Consider the following 17,914-nt stretch of genomic DNA (forward strand, 5'->3'; position numbering starts at 1 on the left):
CCGTGACCGGATACACCGACCTCGGGCGCAACCAGGAAACCGTCCAGTTGCGGGTTCCCGCCATCGTGCGACAGCGGTGGGAGGCGGAGTGGGAGCCCGAGCCGCTGCCGGAGCCGCAGCCCGATGCGCAGCCGGAGTCCAAGGCGCCGGCCCCGCGCAAGGGCGGCCGGGACCGCTACCTCGACCTGCTGCGCGCGCTGGCCCTGGTGCGCGTGATCTTCTACCACAACTTCGGCTGGTTCTGGCTGCCCCTCGTCTTCCCCTCGATGGGCGTGATGTTCGCGCTGGCCGGCTCACTGATGGCCCGCTCGCTCGGCCGTCCCGCACTCGGCGTGATCCGCGGCCGACTGCGCAGGCTGCTGCCGCCGATGTGGCTGTTCGGCGTCGTCCTGATCACCCTCCAGCTGCTCGACGGCTGGGGTCCCGACTCTGAGGGCCACCCCACCTGGTGGTGGACCAAGATGGCGTTCTGGATCCTGCCGCTCAGCACTCCGCCGTTCGCGGAGGACCTGCCCGGGTTCGGCCACGTGGAGGGCGGCTGGGCCCTGCAGATCACCGTCCCGCTCTGGTACCTCCGGGCCTACCTCTGGTACGTCCTGCTCTCGCCGCTGATGCTCCGGGCGCTGCGACGGCTGCCGTGGGTGACGCTGTTCAGCCCCCTGGCGGTGCTGATCGTCATGAACTCGTTCTTCGCCGACCAGGAGTTCGTCTACGGCCGGGTCTGGGAGACCGCCAACGACTTCGCCATGTTCGGCTCCTGCTGGCTCCTCGGCATGGCCCACCAGGAAGGGCTGCTCAAGAGGATCCCGCAGTACGTCCTGCCGTCCATCGCGCCGCTGGTCATGGTGGCCGGCCTCTGGTACTTGCAGACCCGGCCGGTCGACCCGACCGTACCGACGGACATCGAAGCCTGGCCGATCGCCCAGGCCCTGTGGTCCTTGGGCTTCGTCGCCATCCTGCTCCACGTCAGCCCTTCCTGGGAGCAGTGGCCCAGACTGCTGGAACGCTGGAACGGCCTGGTCAGCCTGCTCAACTCGCGCGCGGTCAGCGTCTACCTGTGGCACCAGGTGGCCCTGGTGGTCGCGATCCCGCTGATCGACCCCCTCTGGAGCGTCCCCTTCTTCTACGAGAACTTCCAGTGGCTGCTGGCCAGCCAGTGGTTCACCCTGCTGGTGGCGATCCCGCTGATCGGCCTGCTGGTCCTGACCTTCGGCTGGATCGAGGACGTGGCCGCCAAACGCGCACCGCGGCTCCTGCCGTACCCGCGTCGCCAACGGGGCAGGCGCCGGTCCGGCGTCTGACGGAGCTCCGGCGAGACGGACCAGGGGCCGTTCCGGAGCGATCCGGAACGGCCCCTTCCCGCTGTGGTGCGTCAGCGGGCGGCGCCACGGGGGACTGCGAAGTCGGTCAGCCGGGCCGAGCCCGGCGCGAGCTCCCGCCAGGTACCGGGGCAGGCGAGCACCGCGATCGCGGACGTCGGGAACTTCTCCGACAGGCGCGCCATCGCCCCGGCCTCCGCGGTGCCCGCGGCATCCCGCGCGAGGCCGACGGCCAGCTCCTCCAGGCCCGGGTTGTGGCCGACGAGCAGCAGCGTCCCCACCTCCTGCGGTACTTCGGCCACCACCTCCAGCAGTTCCTCCGGCTCGGCGGCGTACATCCGTTCGTCGAAGCGCACCGGGACCTCGGCGCCGAGCTGTGCGGCCGCCAGTGCCCAGGTCTCCCGGGTCCGCCGGGCGGTGGAACAGATGACCAGGGCCGGCAGGCAGCCGGCGTCGCGCAGCCAGCGGCCCGCCGCGGGCGCGTCCCGCAGACCGCGCGGGCCGAGCGGCCGCTCGTGGTCCGCGACGCCGTCGGGCCAGGCGGACTTGGCGTGGCGCAGCAGCACCAGGCGGGCGGTGGACGGCGCGCTCATGATCTCAGCCTCATCGCCCCAGCCTCCCACGGTCCACCGGCCCGACGAGGCCGGTACGGCCGGTACGGCCACTGTCGTCGGTGTGGCCGGTGTGGGGACGTACGGCCGGGACGTACTGCGGTGCGTCGAGCTCCACCCATACGCACTTTCCGCCGCCCACCGGCTCCGAGCCCCACTTCCGGGCCAGCCGGTCCACGATGACCAGCCCGTGGCCTCCGGGCCGTGCCGGGTCCGACGGCTGCCTGACGGCCGGCGCGACGGGGCTCGCGTCGGTGACCTCGATGCGCAGCCCCTCGGCGGTGCGGCGCAGGAGGAGCGAGCTCGGCCCGCCCGCGTGCATGCAGGCATTGGCCACGACTTCGGACACCAGCAGCAGGGCATCGTCCGCGGTCTCGTCCCGGAGGCCGTACTCACGGCGGCTCTCCGCCTCCGGCAGCCACCGCCACTCGGTCAGGGCGGCGCGGGTGAACTCCCGGCAGCGGCTGACGGCGTTCGTGCTGCCGTGCAGCACCAGACGCCGGGTCTGCTCCGGTGGCCGGTGCTCGCTCATCGTGCTCCTCCGCTACGCGCGCCGGTGACGTGCCAGCGCCGCATCCACATCGGGGTGCAGCGGGAACAGTCCGACCACGCCCGTGATGTGCAACATGCGTTCGATCGGTTGGTGGAGGCCGACCAGTTCGAGACTGCCACCCGACTCCCGGACCGCGAGCCGGCCGTGCAACAACACGTTCAGTCCCGTGGAGTCGCAGAAGTCCAGCCCGCTGAAATCGAGGAGCAGCCGCTGCCCGCCGCCCGCCCGGGCGGCCTCGATGGCCACCCGCAAGGGTTCGGCGGTGCCGTGGTCGAGCTCGCCCGCCAGCGCCAGGACGGTGGCTCCCTCGACGGGCCGTACTTCGACCGCGAAGCGTTCGCCGTCCGCCGTGGCCATCGTGCACCCCTTTCCCGCGGGGCCCGCGGGTTCCTCACGCGGGCTCGTACTCCGGATACGTCGCGCGCCTACCCCCTCACACGCCCCCGAACCGTGACCTCGGGGGCGCCACCGCACGCGGGAGGTTTTCCGCCCGGGCGTTCGGGCAGGGGCGCTATGAGACCCGGGAGGCGATGTCGCATGACCGAAGGCGCTGTCCCCTACCTTCCCCCGGCTCGGGTCACCGTGCTCGGGGTGTGCCCCGGCGACCCGCCGTTCCGCATCGTGGAGATCGACGGCCAGGTGGCGAGCACCGCCCGGTCGATGACGGACGTGGTCCTGACCGCGGCGGCCGCAGGCATCACGATCCACGACCTCGACGACCCGGACGAGGTCCGCTGGGTCGGAGGCGGAAGGTTCCACTGGACCGGGTGATCGCGGGCGCTACATGGGGTCCATGGTTCCGCTGCCCGGGCCGTTCTCCTGCTCGCTCTTCTTCCGGATGTGCAGGGCCTTCTCGATGAGCCGCTGCCGCTCCGCAGGATCCGTCGCGCGCTGCGCCGCCTGCTCCAGTTCCTGGGCCTTGTCACGCATCTGCCGGGCCCGCCGGCTCGGCTGGCTCTCGTTGATCATGAGCGATCCTCGCTTCGGAGAATGCCGTACTCCTGCGGTACTGGGTCCTCCCAGCCAATCAGCACCGCACCGCACCCGCCACCGCGGCTCCCGGGACGAGGAACGGCCGTCAGGGGAATTCCGGTGCGAAGGGGAGCCAGTCCCGGTCCGGAGCGGAGGGGATCACCGTGTAGCTGGCCTGGGGAAGCTCGTTCCAGACGCCGGGGAGGTACCCCAGCGGTTCGGAGACCACGATGCGCGACGCGTCGGAGATCTCACGGATGTACTCCACCTCGGGGTGCAGGTGGCGGACGGTCTCGGCCCGGCTGCTGTAGAAGAGCGAGCGGGCCGCACCCCCGCTGGAGTAGCGGAAGGCCCAGAGGTACGCGCCGTCGCTGATCGCCAGCGTCATCTGGAGCGGTTCCGCGATGCCGTGCTCCTTGCCGAGGCGCTCGACGAGCCCGGTCATCCGGGCCACGGCGCCCGGGACGTCCTGGTCGAGCCCGAAGGTGACCGCCAGGTAGAACATCACCTCGGAGTCGGTGGACCCCTCGATGGCCGGGAAGAGGGCCGGGTCGACGGCCAGGCAGAGGTCCCGCTGCAGCCGGGGGAAGTCCGCGATGGACCCGTTGTGCATCCACAGCCACCGGCCGTGGCGGAAGGGGTGGCAGTTGGTCTGCTGGATGGCCGAGCCGGTCGAGGCGCGCACGTGTGCGAAGAACAGGTGTGAGCTGACGTGCGCGGCGAGCTCGCGCAGGTTGCGGTTGTTCCAGGCCGGGGCGATGTCCCGGAAGACGGCCGGCGTGCCGTCCCCGTTCCCGCTGTACCAGCCGATGCCGAAACCGTCGCCGTTGGTCGTCTCGACGCCCAGGCGGGCGTGCAGGCTCTGGTTGATCAGCGAGTGCTCCGGACGGTAGAGCACGGCGTCGAGCAGCATGGGAGAGCCCGAGTAAGCGAGCCACCGGCACATGCGACCATCCCCTTCGCGGCCTGCTCCGAGCGTAACCCCATGACCTGAGCACCCGGGGTTTGCCGACGGGCAGGGTGGAAAGACGCCGGGTACGGAGGTGCGACCATGACCCGGCGAGTCCACGAGGTGATGACCGGCAATCCGGTGACCGTCGACAAGCTGACGTCCCTGGCGGAAGCCGCCAGGGTGATGCGGGACGCGGACATCGGGGACGTCCTGGTCGTCGACGGCGGTCGGCTCCACGGCATCCTGACCGACCGGGACCTCGTCATCCGGGCCGTGGCCGACAACAGGGATCCCGCCGAGACGACGGTGCAGGCGGTCTGCACCCCCGCTCCGGTGACCGTCAAGCCCGACGACTACGTGGACCAGGCGGCCGATCTCATGCGGCGGCACGCGCTGCGGCGCCTGCCCGTGCAGTCGGAGGACGGTGAACTCGTCGGCGTCGTCACGCTGGGCGACCTCACGGTGGAACGCGACCCCGGATCCACCCTCGCGGCCATCTCGGCCGCGGAGCCGGACACCTGAGAGGCACGCCCGGTCATCGGAGGCGGGCCCCCAGTTCCCTGACGAGTTCGGTGACGGCCGCCTCCGCGCCCTCGGAGACGGCGAACATGTTCAGGAAGCCGTGGACCAGGCCGCCGTAGGTGCGGACGAAGACGTCGACCCCGGCGTCCTGCAGCGCGCGGGCGTAGGCCAGGCCCTCGTCGCGGAGCGGATCGTAGGCGGCAGTGGCGATGACGGCGGGGGCGAGCCCCTCGTGGCTCACGGCGTGCAGCGGGGAGGCCCGTACGTCGGTGGCAACGGAGGCATCACCGCCGAGCAGGATCGTCGTGAGGTCACGGAGGTCCTGCAAGGTGAGCAGGTAGCCTTCCGCGTTCTCGGTGTGGGAGGGGTAGTCGCGCGAGCTGCGGTCCGTCGCGGGGTAGGCGAGGAACTGGGCCGCGAGCGGTTCCCCGGCGTCGCGGAAGGCCAGGGCCACCGATGCGGCGAGGGCAGCGCCCGCGCTGTCGCCCGCGAGGGCCAGCCGGTCGCGCCGGCCGCCGTACCGGTCGATGTGGTCGGCCGTCCACCAGGCCGCGGCAAGGCAGTCTTCGAACGCGGCCGGGAACGCGTGCTCGGGAAGCCGCCGGTAGTGCACGGCGACCACGACGGACCCGAGGTCGTGACAGAGGCGACGGGCCACGTGGTCGTGGGTGTCGAGGTCTCCCACGATCCAGCCGCCGCCGTGGAAGAAGACGACGGTCGCGGCGGCCCCTTCGACGGAGGCCCCGTCACCGGCGGGACGGTAGACCCGCACCGGTACGGGACCGGCGGGGCCCGGGACCGTGTCGTCCGCCACGGATCCGACGCCGATCCGCGTTCCCGGCGCCACCGCGGCATTCGCGTGCCGTTCCCGTTCCCGGAGTTCCGCCGGGTCGGCCGTGAGGATGCGCTCCCTCGGGCCCGCCTGGACTTGCGAGAGGAGCGCTGCGATGGACGGGTCCAGGGGCATGGCGTAGAGCCTTCCGGGTACGGGGCCGCAGGATCTCGTGCGACGGGAGCCGTCGCGAAGCGTCGGGCGTCAGGACGGCCGGTCCGGATCGCGTCCGCTCAGACCGACCGCCCGGTCCAGCAGCGGGGCGTCGTCCGGTACCGGGACGACGGGGCCGAAGATGTCCCCGCGGGTGCCCTCCTCCTCCGCCGCGGCCAGGAGGAAGCCGTACGAGGTCTCCAGCGCGGCCCGATCGGGTGCGTACGCCTGGCCGGTGGCCCGAGCCAGGTCCCAGCCGTGGATGACCAGTTCGTTGACGGCCACCAGACCCGCGATCTCGCCCGGCAGGTCCACGCCGCCCGCACGGGTCATGCCGGTCCAGGCGGCCGGATCCGTCCAGGCCTCGGCCAGTTCGCCCAGCACGCGGGGGAGTTCCTCGCGCCAGTCGGCGGGGAGGGTGGGCACGGCCGTGCCGGGGGCCGTGTCCGTCGTGGAGCCCAGATCCTTGCGGCCGGCGTCGCGGAACGCGACGGCCAGGCCGGAGAGGTGGCCCAGCAGGTTGCCGACCGCGTAGTCGGGGCAGGGCGTCGGATCGGCGAGCCGGGCGTCGGGAACGCCCGCCGCGAGGCGGGCCACGATCCGGGCCTGCGGTCCGAGGTCGAGCAGTGTCGTATCGGTCATGTGCCGCTCCTTCGGGGCAAGGGTCTGGAGGGTGGACCGGCGGCGGCGCCGGAACTCATCGCCACACGGCCGGCAGCCTCGGCCCGGGAGGGGAGCGAACCCCTCCCGGGCCGCGGGCCATCCGCTCAGGGGCATCCGCTCAGGGGCAGCTGATGCGGGCGTCGCCCGGGTCGGTGGTGCAGGTGTCGGTGCCCACGCCGCCGTTGGCGGTGTCGTTGGCCGCGACGCCGTCGGTGGTGGTCAGGCGGTCGTTGCCGTAGTAGCCCGTGAGGGTGTCGTTGCCCGGGCCGCCGTTCAGGGTGTCGTCGCCGAAGCCCCCGTCGATGTTGTCGTTGCCGGGCCCGCCGTGGACGGTGTCGTTGCCGTAGCTCGAGCGGATGGTGTCGTTGCCGCTGAGGCCGCAGATGACGTCGTTGGAGTAGCCGCCGTTGAGGGTGTCCGTACCGCTGGTGCCGATGATCGTGCAGCCGCGGGAGTTGTTCACCGAGGTCGAGGCGCCGGCACTGTTGTCGGCCGGGTTCGGGTCCTGGGGCGTGGCGGTGGCGGAGGCGCTGTTCGTCAGGGTGCCGGTGGCGCGCGGTTCGGCCGTCACCGTGAGCGTGGCGCTCGCGCCCGGTGCGAGGCTGCCGAGGGCGCAGGTCGCGCGGGTCGCCGTGGTCGTGCAGGTGCCCTGGGAGGGGACGGCCGACAGGAGGGTGACCCCGGCTCCGGAGAGGGTGTCGGTGAGGGTCACGCCCGTCGCGGTCGCCGTGGACGTCGAGGCGTTGGTGACCCGGACCGTGTACGAGGCCTGGTCGCCGATGCTCACGGTCGTCGTGCCGGTCTTCGTCACCGACAGGTTGGCCGCCGGAGGGGGCGGAGGCGGGGTGCTGCCGCCGCCTTCGTAGCGGGCGATGCCGAAGGCGCCCAGCCCGGCGAGCCCCGCGGCCACGATCTTCCCGTCGGGCTGCACGAGCAGTCCGCGGATCTCCTCCCCGCCCAGCATGCCGGTGTACACCCGGCCGTCACCGCCGCCGAAGCCGGTGTCCAGGCTGCCGCTCGGCAGGTAGCGGGCGAGGGCGAAGTCGGAGGCCTCCTGGCTGTCCGGGTCGTCGGCCGTGCCGCCGACGAGGATCTTGCCGTCCTGCTGGAGGGTCATGTCGTACGCCACCGCCGTACTGAGGGGCCAGACCGTGGTGACCCGGCCGCCGGTGCCGAAGGCGGCGTCGGGACTGCCGCCGGACGTGAACCGGGCCAGTGCGAAACCGGTGTTGGTCGACCCCGCGGCGACGACCGCGCCGTCGGACTGGACCGCCACGGCCCGGCCGAAGTCCGTACCGCCGAAGTCCGCGGTGGCCATGCCGTCGCCGCTGAAGGAGGTGTCGAGGCTGCCGTTGGACAGGTAGCGGGCCATTCCGAAGTCGAAGGCCGTGCTGCCCACGTAGCCGACGGCGACGAACCTGCCGTCGGGCTGGAGCGCCAGACCGGTGGCCTGCCCGCCCGCGTCACCGGGGAAGGCGGGAGCGAAGCCCGCCACCACCGTGCCGTCCCCGCCGAAGGACGGGTCGGGGCTGCCGTTCGGGTTGAGGCGGGCCAGTGCGAAGCCCGCCCCGCCGCTGAGGCCCACCGCGAGGATCTTGCCGTCCGGCTGGACGACCAGGTCGGCGGCACCCGACGCGGCGCCGAAGTCGTCGACGCGCACGAGACCGGCCGAGCCGAAGCCCTGGTCGAGCGAGCCGTCGGTGTTGTAGCGGGCGACGGAGAAGAAGCAGCAGCCGCCGCCCTCGTCCGGGACCTCCGTACGGCCGGCGACCACGATCTTGCCGTCGGAGGGCTGTACCGCCACCGCCTCGGCCTGGTCGTCACCCCCGAAATCGCTGGTCACCCGGCCGTCGCCGCCACCGAATCCGGTGTCGACGCTGCCGTCGGCGTTGTACCGGATCAGCGCCATGTCGAACGGGACGCCCGGCCCCGTGACGTGGCCGGCCACGACCAGCTTGCCGTCGCCCTGCCGGGCGACGTCCAGACCTTCGGCGTAGTCCCACGGTCCGCCGTCGTCCGGGAAGTACGTCTGGACCTTGCCGGAACCGGCGAAGCCGGGGTCCGGGTCTCCCGGAGCCGCCAGCGCCGTACCGGGCAGCGCCAGGACCAGCGCGAGCGCGGCGGCCGTCGCGGCGGCCAGCACCGTGGCCGCCCGTCCGCCGCTCCGGACGGGGCGGCGGCGCCCTTCGGGCGGGCTGGGGTGTGAGTGGATCATGGTCGTACGGACCTCCGAGTCGCGCCGGGGAACGAGCAGGCAGCAGCTTCGTGCCGGACGTGCGCCGGGCGGCCGAGGCGGGGCCGGGCCGCGCCCTCCGGGGGCGGGGATCCACCCCCGTGGGCGAACCGGGCGAAGCGGGCTCCGGCGCGGCGATGAGTCTGCGGCAGCCCGCAGGTCTACCCCTTGACGGAGACGACCGACTCACCTGGAGCACGCCATGGGCCTCATCCACATCGAACTGTTCGCGACCCTCGACTTCGTCGGGCAGGCGCCCGGGGGACCCGACGAGGACCCGGTGGGGTTCCCGTTCGGCGGCTGGCAGGCGCCCCTGCTGGACGAGGTCACGGGAGCGCAGATCGGCGCCGCGTACGAGGGCACGGACGCCCTCCTGCTCGGGCGGCGGACCTACGAGATCTTCGCCGCCTACTGGCCCCACCAGAAGGGCGGCGAGGACGGCGAGATCGCCACGCTCTTCAACCGGGTCCCGAAGTACGTGGCCTCCCGCGGCAGGCCCGACCTCTCCTGGGCCGGGTCCACGCACCTCGGCCCGGACCTGGCCGGAGCGGTGCGCGAGATCCGCGAGCGGCACGAGCACGTGAAGGTCGTGGGGAGCCTGAACCTCGTGCAGACCCTCCTGCGCGAGAAGCTCTTCGACCGTCTCGACCTCTGGGTGCACCCGATCGTGCTCGGAGTCGGGAAGAGGGTGTTCGACGGCGGCGCGGTGCCCACGAACCTCGCTCTGCTCGCACCCCCGGTCGCCGGTCCGAAGGGCACCGTGCACCTGCGCTACGGGCTCGCCGACGGCATTCCCGCGACGGGCGACATGAGCGCACCCGATCGCGGTGTCCCGAGCGCCGGCTGAAACCACCCCGGGTCCCGGGTCCCGCGGCCCGCGGCCCGACGGGCCCCGCGCCCCTTCCGTCGGGGCGCTGGATCCCCCGTGCGCGGATACCCTGGTACATGTGATCGAGTCTGGACGGTCGCGGCTCCGCACGCGCCGCGGCCAGGGAAGACTTGTGCGGCTGTCGCCGGTCTTCCTGACCGTCGTCATCGCCAGCCTCGCGTACACCACCCCGCCGGAGATGGCCTTCAGCCGCCTCCTGCCCGCCGCCCCGGCCCTCGCCGCCGCCATGTGGCCGGTGCTCCCCACCGTCCTGCTCGGTACGGTCTGCCTCCTCCTGATGATCGGCCTCAGCCTCGTCTTCCCCGATCTGGGGACGTGGTGGACCGCCTCGGGGATCATCGCGGTGACCGTGGCCGCGGCGTACGGAAGCCACGTCCGGCTCCAGCGGGAGCGCACCCTCTTCCAGGTGCGGCTCGTGGCCGACGCGGCGCAGCAGGTGGTGCTGAGCCCCATGCCCCACCGCATCGGCGGCATCGAGATCGAGTCGCTGTACCTCGCGGCCGCGGCGGAGGCCCGCATCGGCGGGGACTTCTACGAGGTCGTCGACACGCCGTTCGGGGTCAGGCTGCTCATCGGTGACGTGCGGGGCAAGGGACTCCCGGCCGTGGGAGCGGCCGCGGCGATCGTCAACGCCTTCCGGGAGGCGGCCTACGGCGAGGCCGCCCTGGTCGACATCGCCCGCAGACTCGACGCCAGCAGCACCCGCTACAACGCGGCCTTTCCCCCCGAGGGGCCGATGGAGCGCTTCGCGACGGCCCTCCTCGTCGAGATCCCGCACGGGGCCGGGCACATCGACGTCCTCAACTGCGGACACCCCCCGCCACTGATCCTGAACCGCGGGAAGCTCCGTGTCCTCGACTCGGCAGCCCCCTCCCCGCTGCTCAGCCTCGCCGAGCTGATCGGAGACGACTACACCGTCGACACCTTCGGCTTCGCCCCCGGCGACGTACTGCTCCTGTACACCGACGGGATCGCCGAGGCCCGCGCCCGTGACGGCGAGTTCTTCCCGCTGACGGAGTGGATGCGCCGCCAGCCCCCGGCGCCGCCCCGCGACCTGCTGACGGCCCTGCACCGCGACCTGCTCCGCTACAGCAGAGGACGCCTCGACGACGACATCGCGGCCCTGGCCGTACGCCTCTCCGCGCCCTGAGGCCCGGCCGTCCGGGCCGCCTCCACCGCGGCCGCCGAGCCGCAGGCCTTGACGGACGAGATCTGACGTCAAGGCACCAACACACCCTTGTGGCACTGATCGCCGAGCCGGACACCACCCGGTGAACGGGGCGAAGGGCTGTCCCGTTCAAGCAGGTGAGTCGGTGCGGGCAGGCGCGGTACGGTCCCCGGATGGAGCTCCTGGACCCGGCCTGCCCGCTGCACGGACCCGGCATCGACCCGTCGTCTTTGGTCGGCAGCCGGCTTGTCGAGGTGCTGGCGTCCTGGCATACGCACGGCGAGCGACCTGCCGACGGCCCGGTTGAAGTGTGGCTGATCGACGATCACGGTGGGTCCACCAACATCGCCGGCGGAACGGACTGGTGCCTCATGGTCGAGTCCTCCGGGCCGGATGACGGGTTCGACATGGGCGACTGGGGACGGATCGACGTTCGGCCCGTGCGTGACGAGACCCCGTTCGCAGCCCACCTCGGCGAGGTGGTGCTCGACGTCCGGCAGGAGTGGGAGCCGGCGACAGGGCGTGTGGCGCTCGAGCTGGACTTTCGGTCGGGCAGTGTCCGCTGCGAGAGCTGGAGCGGCGACCTCCGGGTCCTGGCCGTGGACAGACCCGCGAGCCCGACCACGCCCATGCCCATGCCCATGCCATGATCCTCGAGTGGCTGGTGCAGCTCGCGCCGCTGTTCGGGGTGTTCAAGTCTGCCGGTCAGGCGTGCGTCGCGGCACCCCGCGCGCGCGGCAGCGGTGCACCGCCGAGCGGACTCGAGTATCCGGAACAGGCCCTCTTGACGGTGAAGTGCACCTGGAGCACTCCGGTCCACACGAGCGCCGAACCCAGCAGATGGAGCATCACCAGGAGCGAGGGCAGGGCCGTCACCGACTGCACCAGCCCCACGAGGCCCTGGCCCAGCAGCACGGCCAGGAAGGCGAGCGCCTTGCGGCGCGCGGCGCCGAAGCCGTCCTTGGGCAGGGCGGAAAGCAGGACTCCGGCCAGTACCAGGACTGTCCCGGCCAGCAAGCCGTGGACGACCGTCACGGCCGTCCAGTTGAAGGGCATCCGCGCCACGTCCGAGGAGTCGCCCGCGTGCGGGCCCGAGCCGGTGGCGAGCGTGCCCACGAAGACCAACAGGGCCGTCACCGCGACCAGGGCCACCGACAGGGACCGGACCCGCGCGACGGGCGGGGCGTCGTTGGCGCCGGCGCCGCCATCGGCGTACGCCGCGTGCCAGGTGTACACCGCGGCGGTGAGCAGCAGCGTGGCGGCGAGGAAGTGTGCGGCGACGATGTACGGGCTCAGCCGCATCCAGACGGTCACTCCGCCGACGACGGCGTTGAGCACGACGATCCAGAACTGCGCCCAGCCTCCGCGCAGCACCGAGGGCACGGGCTTTTCCTGGAGGCGCGCGGTAATGATGACCCAGCCCACCACGGCGCACAGCGCCCCGGTCAGGAGCCGGTTTCCGAATTCGATGGCGCCGTGCACCCCCATTTCCGCGGTGGGGGCCAGCGTTTCTCCCGTACACATGGGCCAATCGGTACAGCCGAGACCGGATCCGGTGACGCGGACGATTCCGCCGGTCACGATGATCGCGATGCTCGCCACGACCGAACCCAGCGCGGCCACCCGGACGCTTCTCGCTCCGAGTGAGTACCTGTCGGCAAGCCATGAGAGGGGAGTGCGCACGATCAGCCTTTCCGTAAGTCGCTTTCACGCGCCATGGGGCGGGGCCTCAGCGTACGCCCGCGCGTTTACCCCGACCTGACGGGGCGTCGCACACTCAAGGGGGCGACGGACCCGCGTGCCGCGGGCCTTCCTCAGACCACGGAGAGCAGGTCCACGACGAAGACGAGCGTGGAGCCCGCCGGGATCAACGGCGAGGGCGACTGCTTCCCGTAGCCGAGGCGCGGGGGGACGATGATCTCGCGCCGGCCGCCGACCTTCATCCCCCGGATTCCCCGGTCCCAGCCCTTGATGACCCTGCCGCCGCCCACGGCGAACTTGAACGGTTCGCCCCGGTCCCAGGAGGCGTCGAACTCCCTCCCGGACGCGAAGGTGACCCCGACGTAGTGAACCCGGACGACCCGGCCCGGCTTCGCTTCGGGCCCGTCCCCGACCACGAGGTCCCGGACGGTCAGCTCCTCGGGAGCCTCACCCGCCGGAAGCTCGATCTCGGGCTTCGTCAGTTCACTCATCGCAGCCTCATCACTCTGGTCGCTCCACGCAGCAGCCGATCACGCCACCGAGAACGCTGATCGACCGAAGTACATCAAACCGCACGGACCATGACGCGGCGCCACCCGCACCGCCCTGAGCGGCTTCACCTGACCCTGGGCCGGAAGACCTGCCGGTGCCCGGACCCGAGCTGGACCTGTTCGATCCGCCCCTGTCCTAGACGTGGTGCGGGCTGCTGTGTGTGGAGTCCAGGAACGCGGCGATCCGGGACGCTCCGGTGCGCTCCAGCCAGGTGCCGAGATCCATCGTGCCCGGGTGGATCCGACGGGTGGCGGGGATGTCCGCGCGGTAACCGAGGCTGTTGAGCCACTCGTTGGCGTAGGCGAAGTCCTCGCTCAGGGACCGGATCGCCTCGATCGGGACCTGAACGTAGGGCAGCGGTATGCCGAGCGCCTTCCCGATGGCCTCGGCGATCCGCACCGGCGTGAGTTCGTCCCCCGCCAGGGAGACCTCCCGGCCGATCCACTCCTCCGGCCGGGAGAACGCCAGCGCGGCCACGGCCCCGACATCGTCGACGGCCATGATCTGCTGCGGAACCTCCGGCGCGAGCCCCGTGGACAGGGTCCCGTTCCGCAACGCGTATCCGCCGGTGAAGTTCTCCATGAAGGACACCGGCCTCAGGATCGTCGCGGGCAGGCCGAGCCCGGCGATGTGCTGCTCGATCCGCCACTTGCTGACCAGGTTCACCGGAAGCTTCTCCTCCAGGTGCCGGTCCGCTTCGGCGACCGAGGTGAAGACGAAGTGCCCGATGCCGACGGTGTGTGCGGCCTCGGCGACGTTCACGCCCCAGCGCACTTCGTCTTCGGCCGTGAACTCCGGCGCGGTGCCGGGCGATCCGATGGTGGGCTGGACGCTGAACAGGCCCCAGGCGCCCTCGGCCGCGGCGGCCAGGGAGTCGACGTCCTCCATCTGCGCCCGTACGACCCGTGCGCCGGCCTGCGCCAGCGCCGCGGCCCGGGCCCCGTTCGGGTCGCGCGTCAGTGCCCGTACCTCCCAGCCGTCGCGGAGCAGGTGGCGGGTCACGGCCCTGCCCTGCAGGCCGGTGGCCCCCACCACCACGACGGTCTTCTTCTGCGTCGGCTTCATGTTTTCCTCCACCACGTCCATGCGAAAGGGGGGCCATCCCGTAAGTGGGGTGGTCCTCCGTTTCTCGTTCGCTACGATATGGAGGGCCACCCCACTTAGCAAGCCTTCACTTCAGGAGCCCCCGTGCCGAAGGACGCCGCCGCCCCGCCCCGCCGGCCGCTGCGGGCCGACGCCCGCCGCAACGCCGACAAGATCCTGGCCGCCGCCGGGGCGCTGATCGCCGAGCACGGCGCCGACGCCTCCCTGGAGGAGGTCGCCCGCCGGGCCGGGGTCGGCTCGGCCACCCTGCACCGGCACTTTCCGTCCCGGCAGGCGCTCTTGGAGGCTGTCTTCAAGGGCCGGGTGGAGGCCCTGTGCGCGAGGGCGGACGAGCTGCTCGCCGAACCGGACCCGGGTCAGGCCCTGTCCACCTGGCTGCGCGCCGTCGGCGCACACGCCGTGGCCAACCGGGGACTGGGGGCGTCGCTGATGCGCGACGCGGCCCCGGCACTGGGCGAGACCTGCCACGACATGATCACCCGCGCCGGAGACGCCCTCCTCGCACGCGCCCGCGCGGCGCACGCCGTGCGCCCCGAGATCACCATCGGCCGGCTGCTGAAACTCGTCGGCGCCATCGCGCTGGCCACCGAGCAGGACACCGACGGCCCGGCCGAGGCCGACCTCCTGCTGGAGATCGCCATCGACGGCGTACGCGCACGCTGACCCCGGTGCGCCGCGCCGCCGGGGGCCGCTACGGGGCGCGGTCGACGCGGGCGAGGACGAGAACCGTGTCGTCGGCCGGCGGCGTGGGCAGCAGACTCGTCAGGATGTGGTCCGCCATGGCTTCCAACGGCCCCTGAGCCCTGCCCAGTTCGGCACGCAGCGCTCCCAGACCGGCCTCGATGTCCCGGCCGCGCGCCTCGATGAGGCCGTCGGTGTACAGGGCGAGGGTCGCGTGCGCGGGGAGTTCGACCTCGGTCGTCCGGAAGGGGAAGCCGCCGACGCCGAGGGGGACTCCCAGGACCTCGTCGATGGTCTCCACCGTGCCGTCCGGCCGGAGCACCAGGGCCGGGGGATGCCCGGCGCTCGCGATGCGGGCGCGGCCGGTCCTCGGGTCGTAGACGAGGTACAGGCACGTCGCCAGCTCGATACCGGCCTCCTGGGCGCACGCGTCGAGCTCGGTGAGCAGCTCGGCGGGCTCGCCGTCGTGCCTGGCCAGGGCCTTGGTGGTGATGCGGAGGCGGCCCATGGCCGCGGCGGCCGACACCCCGTGCCCCATCACGTCGCCCACCACGAGCACGACCCGGCCGTCGGGCAGGTTGATCACGTCGTACCAGTCGCCGCCGACCTCGGTGATCCGGCTGCCGGGCACGTACCGGTGGGCCACGTCCACGTACGGGCCGGTCGCCAACGCGCTGGGAAGCAAGGCCCGCTGCAGGGTGAGGGCGATGTCCTGGACACGGCTGTACAGACGGGCGTTGTCCAGACAGATCGCAGCACGTGAGGAGAGCTCGCTCGCCAGGCTGACGTCGTCCCGGGTGAAGGCCGGCCGCTCCCCTGACCGGCCGAACATGGCGATCCCCTGGACGGTGCCCCGGGCGATGAGCGGGGCGACGAGGACGCAGGCCAACCCGCTCTCGGCGAAGAGCCGTGCGCGCGACTCGAGGAGGACGGTCCGGGCCAGGAACTCCTCGTTCACCACCGCGGAGATCGCACGACCGGTGCGCAGCATGTCGTGGATGACGGAGCCGGGCGGATACCGCACCGTATCCACCCCGCTCACGAGTTCGGTGGCCGGCGGGGGCAGGGTCGTCCCGGAGGCGATCCGGCGGGTGATCAGCAGTCTCGCCGGATCAAAGACCTCGTCCTCGTCCATCCACTCGACGACTTCGACCACGGCGCCGTCGCAGAAGTCCGGGATGGACGCGTCGACCAGCTCCTGGGCCGTGATGTTCACGTCCAGGGTGGTCCCGATACGCGTCGAGGCCCCGTCCAGCAGAGCCAGTCGGCGACGGCTGGCGGTGGCTTCCAGGATGGCCCGTTCCCGGTCCGTCACATCCACCATCAACCCGCCCACTCCGGGGCGCGAGCCGACCGCCCGGCTCAGGGGGAAGAAGCTCACCGACCGCACCTGGTCACGGTCCGGATGCCCGCGCGGGCGCAGGCCCACCAGCGTCCCCACGATCGGCGCTCCGCCCCGCGCGACGTCCCGGAGCATGCGCTGGTACTCGCCGCCATCGGACATGATCATGAACTCGTCCATCCGCCGCCCGAGGTGCGCCTCGATCGGAAGACCGTCCATGTCGGCGAGAGCCTGGTTGAGGTGGACGTACCGGAGGTCCGGGTCGAGCATGACCAGACCGATGGGGCAGGTCTCGAAGAGGGCGTCGAGGAACGCGAGGTTGGTCTTGACCCGATCGAGCTCGTCGCTGCGGCTCGCCAGGACCATCACCACCGAACGTCCTGCGGACCCGGTCACGGAGAAGGCCCGGAATCCGCACGCGAAGGCCGTGCCGTCGTGATGCCGTGCCGTCAGCCGGCCCCGCCAGTACCCGAGGGTCCGGCCCCGCTCGGTCATCCGGGCGCACGATGCGGAGGCGCCCCGGAGCCCGTCGGCGAAGAGAACGGCGCCGGGCTCGGACAGGACGGCGGTGGAGTCGTATCCGAAGAGGTCCCGTGCGCCGGGCCCCCAGTAACAGACGCGGTCGCCGTCATCCACACCGAAGACGGCCACGGGCACGTGCTCCAGCAGCGTCCCGGGCTCGGACCAGAACGGGCCGTGAGCCGCCTCGCCCCCCGGCAGAGCCGATGGCACGAGACGTCCCCTTCCACCCGCCGTTCCATCCATTATGCGGGCCCCGTCGGCGGGCGCGCGGGGGGAACCATGCCGTGGCCAACGGGGAGGTCAGGGGGTGATCGGGTGACGGGCCAGGAACCGGGCCAGGGCTTCGGCGACCGGTCGGGACCGTTCGATGTGGAGCAGATGGCCCACACCGTCGACGACGCACTCCTCGATGTCGGGCACGTTCGAGCGGAGGAACTCGGCGACCTCGACCCACAGCGGCTGGGTGGCGCCGCCCAGCACGGACAGCACCGGCCGGCGGATCGCCGCGGCCTCGTCGGGCCCGAAGCGCCACTCCGCCAGAGCGGGGAGTTCGACCCCGAAGAGCGTATCGGCGTCCTTGACCCCCTGGGCGACGCTGCCCGGAATGCGCTCGTCGAGCAGGGTTCGGCAGCGGTCCCAGTCCATTCCGCCGGCGAGGGACAGGAACAGTCCGAAGGCGCGTTCGGGATCGCCGTCGGCGTACGCCTCGAACGCCGGCGCGGCCTGCGCGAAGAACGCCGCGCCCGCGGGCACCGACAAGAGGGAGAGCTCCAGCAGGGCGACCGTGACGATCCGGTCGGGGTGGTCCTGTGCGAGCTGGGCGGCGACCGCCCCGCCCGTCGAATGCCCCGCCACGTGGACGCGGTCGATGCCGAGGTGGTCGAGCAGCGCAATGGCATCCGCGACGTGATCGGCCACGCCCACCGGCCCGGGGGTGTGGGTGCTGCCGCTCCAGCCCCGCTTGTGATAGGTGACGAGACGGTAACGCTCGGTGAGTACCGGCTCGGCGACGAGCGGGAGGAATCCGTCGGGAAGGACCGGGCTGATGAGCAGGACCGGCTCCCCGCTTCCCCGGACCTCGTGTTCCAGCCGGATGTCGTTGACCGTGACGGTGTCCATGATGTCCTCCACTGGAGTTGTGGCTC

20 protein-coding genes are annotated in these 17,914 nt (G+C 72.2%); 7 read left to right on the plus strand and 13 right to left on the minus strand.

Going from position 1 to position 17,914, the window contains the following annotated elements:
* The first annotated feature begins 2 nt into the window (after positions 1-2).
* The gene (locus tag ACFRU2_RS05785) at positions 3-1,301 is read left to right on the plus strand and encodes an acyltransferase (RefSeq protein ID WP_382968054.1); all 1,299 of its coding nucleotides are present in this window, start codon (positions 3-5) and stop codon (positions 1,299-1,301) included.
* A 71-nt stretch (positions 1,302-1,372) separates the two neighbouring features.
* Here the strand turns inward: ACFRU2_RS05785 and ACFRU2_RS05790 are convergent, their stop codons facing one another.
* From ACFRU2_RS05790 to ACFRU2_RS05800, 3 genes are read right to left on the minus strand one after another with little or no spacing between them, the layout of a single operon-like run.
* Positions 1,373-1,912, minus strand: a complete 540-nt coding sequence (locus tag ACFRU2_RS05790) for a SixA phosphatase family protein (protein ID WP_382968057.1) — start codon at positions 1,910-1,912, stop codon at positions 1,373-1,375.
* A gap of 10 nt (positions 1,913-1,922) precedes the next feature.
* Complete coding sequence (locus tag ACFRU2_RS05795) at positions 1,923-2,462, minus strand: ATP-binding protein (RefSeq protein WP_382968060.1); 540 nt, start codon at positions 2,460-2,462, stop codon at positions 1,923-1,925.
* 12 nt (positions 2,463-2,474) lie between these two features.
* Positions 2,475-2,840: an STAS domain-containing protein gene (locus ACFRU2_RS05800; protein ID WP_382968063.1), complete on the minus strand. Its 366-nt coding sequence runs from the start codon at positions 2,838-2,840 to the stop codon at positions 2,475-2,477.
* Positions 2,841-3,020: 180 nt separating this feature from the next.
* Here ACFRU2_RS05800 and ACFRU2_RS05805 point away from each other — a divergent pair, with 180 nt between their 5' ends.
* Complete coding sequence (locus ACFRU2_RS05805; protein WP_382968065.1) at positions 3,021-3,254, plus strand: hypothetical protein; 234 nt, start codon at positions 3,021-3,023, stop codon at positions 3,252-3,254.
* Between the two features lie 9 nt (positions 3,255-3,263).
* Here ACFRU2_RS05805 and ACFRU2_RS05810 read toward each other — a convergent pair whose 3' ends face one another.
* Complete coding sequence (locus ACFRU2_RS05810; RefSeq protein ID WP_382968067.1) at positions 3,264-3,452, minus strand: DUF6381 family protein; 189 nt, start codon at positions 3,450-3,452, stop codon at positions 3,264-3,266.
* Between the two features lie 109 nt (positions 3,453-3,561).
* Entirely contained in the window at positions 3,562-4,401 is an 840-nt protein-coding gene (locus ACFRU2_RS05815) for a class II glutamine amidotransferase (RefSeq protein ID WP_382968070.1), read from the minus strand.
* Between the two features lie 105 nt (positions 4,402-4,506).
* Between ACFRU2_RS05815 and ACFRU2_RS05820 the strand changes: the two genes are divergently transcribed.
* Positions 4,507-4,929, plus strand: coding sequence for a CBS domain-containing protein (locus tag ACFRU2_RS05820; RefSeq protein WP_382968073.1), 423 nt, complete (start codon positions 4,507-4,509; stop codon positions 4,927-4,929).
* A gap of 13 nt (positions 4,930-4,942) precedes the next feature.
* Here ACFRU2_RS05820 and ACFRU2_RS05825 read toward each other — a convergent pair whose 3' ends face one another.
* The 3 genes from ACFRU2_RS05825 to ACFRU2_RS05835 all read right to left on the minus strand — a co-directional run bounded on the left by ACFRU2_RS05825 (position 4,943) and on the right by ACFRU2_RS05835 (position 8,792).
* Positions 4,943-5,896, minus strand: coding sequence for an alpha/beta hydrolase (locus ACFRU2_RS05825; protein ID WP_382968076.1), 954 nt, complete (start codon positions 5,894-5,896; stop codon positions 4,943-4,945).
* Positions 5,897-5,965: 69 nt separating this feature from the next.
* Positions 5,966-6,556 carry a TIGR03086 family metal-binding protein gene (locus ACFRU2_RS05830; RefSeq protein ID WP_382968078.1) on the minus strand — a complete coding sequence of 197 codons (591 nt, stop codon included), beginning with the start codon at positions 6,554-6,556 and terminating at the stop codon, positions 5,966-5,968.
* A gap of 139 nt (positions 6,557-6,695) precedes the next feature.
* Positions 6,696-8,792: a calcium-binding protein gene (locus tag ACFRU2_RS05835; RefSeq protein WP_382968081.1), complete on the minus strand. Its 2,097-nt coding sequence runs from the start codon at positions 8,790-8,792 to the stop codon at positions 6,696-6,698.
* Positions 8,793-9,012: 220 nt separating this feature from the next.
* Here ACFRU2_RS05835 and ACFRU2_RS05840 point away from each other — a divergent pair, with 220 nt between their 5' ends.
* The 3 genes from ACFRU2_RS05840 to ACFRU2_RS05850 all read left to right on the plus strand — a co-directional run bounded on the left by ACFRU2_RS05840 (position 9,013) and on the right by ACFRU2_RS05850 (position 11,517).
* Positions 9,013-9,657, plus strand: a complete 645-nt coding sequence (locus ACFRU2_RS05840; RefSeq protein WP_382968083.1) for a dihydrofolate reductase family protein — start codon at positions 9,013-9,015, stop codon at positions 9,655-9,657.
* A gap of 100 nt (positions 9,658-9,757) precedes the next feature.
* Positions 9,758-10,849: a PP2C family protein-serine/threonine phosphatase gene (locus ACFRU2_RS05845; RefSeq protein WP_382968086.1), complete on the plus strand. Its 1,092-nt coding sequence runs from the start codon at positions 9,758-9,760 to the stop codon at positions 10,847-10,849.
* A gap of 191 nt (positions 10,850-11,040) precedes the next feature.
* Positions 11,041-11,517 carry a hypothetical protein gene (locus ACFRU2_RS05850; RefSeq protein ID WP_382968088.1) on the plus strand — a complete coding sequence of 159 codons (477 nt, stop codon included), beginning with the start codon at positions 11,041-11,043 and terminating at the stop codon, positions 11,515-11,517.
* A 55-nt stretch (positions 11,518-11,572) separates the two neighbouring features.
* On the opposite strand, the gene ACFRU2_RS05855 is transcribed toward ACFRU2_RS05850, so the two are convergent.
* From ACFRU2_RS05855 to ACFRU2_RS05865, 3 genes are all read right to left on the minus strand, one after another.
* Positions 11,573-12,490, minus strand: a complete 918-nt coding sequence (locus tag ACFRU2_RS05855) for a heme A synthase (protein ID WP_382968091.1) — start codon at positions 12,488-12,490, stop codon at positions 11,573-11,575.
* 191 nt (positions 12,491-12,681) lie between these two features.
* Positions 12,682-13,059, minus strand: a complete 378-nt coding sequence (locus ACFRU2_RS05860) for an FKBP-type peptidyl-prolyl cis-trans isomerase (RefSeq protein ID WP_382968094.1) — start codon at positions 13,057-13,059, stop codon at positions 12,682-12,684.
* Between the two features lie 196 nt (positions 13,060-13,255).
* A complete protein-coding gene (locus ACFRU2_RS05865) occupies positions 13,256-14,185 on the minus strand; it encodes an NmrA/HSCARG family protein (RefSeq protein WP_382968096.1) in 930 nt (309 codons plus the stop codon).
* Positions 14,186-14,308: 123 nt separating this feature from the next.
* Between ACFRU2_RS05865 and ACFRU2_RS05870 the strand changes: the two genes are divergently transcribed.
* Positions 14,309-14,887, plus strand: coding sequence for a TetR/AcrR family transcriptional regulator (locus tag ACFRU2_RS05870; protein ID WP_382968099.1), 579 nt, complete (start codon positions 14,309-14,311; stop codon positions 14,885-14,887).
* A gap of 28 nt (positions 14,888-14,915) precedes the next feature.
* Here ACFRU2_RS05870 and ACFRU2_RS05875 read toward each other — a convergent pair whose 3' ends face one another.
* Both ACFRU2_RS05875 and ACFRU2_RS05880 read right to left on the minus strand, forming a co-directional pair.
* Positions 14,916-16,979: a SpoIIE family protein phosphatase gene (locus ACFRU2_RS05875; RefSeq protein ID WP_382968101.1), complete on the minus strand. Its 2,064-nt coding sequence runs from the start codon at positions 16,977-16,979 to the stop codon at positions 14,916-14,918.
* Positions 16,980-17,069: 90 nt separating this feature from the next.
* Positions 17,070-17,888 (minus strand): alpha/beta fold hydrolase, encoded by an 819-nt coding sequence (locus ACFRU2_RS05880; protein ID WP_382968104.1) that lies wholly within the window; start codon positions 17,886-17,888, stop codon positions 17,070-17,072.
* Positions 17,889-17,914 lie beyond the last annotated feature (26 nt).

The sequence above is a fragment of the Streptomyces sp. NPDC056883 genome (assembly GCF_042788835.1).
Classification (GTDB): Bacteria; Actinomycetota; Actinomycetes; order Streptomycetales; family Streptomycetaceae; genus Streptomyces; species Streptomyces stoeckheimensis.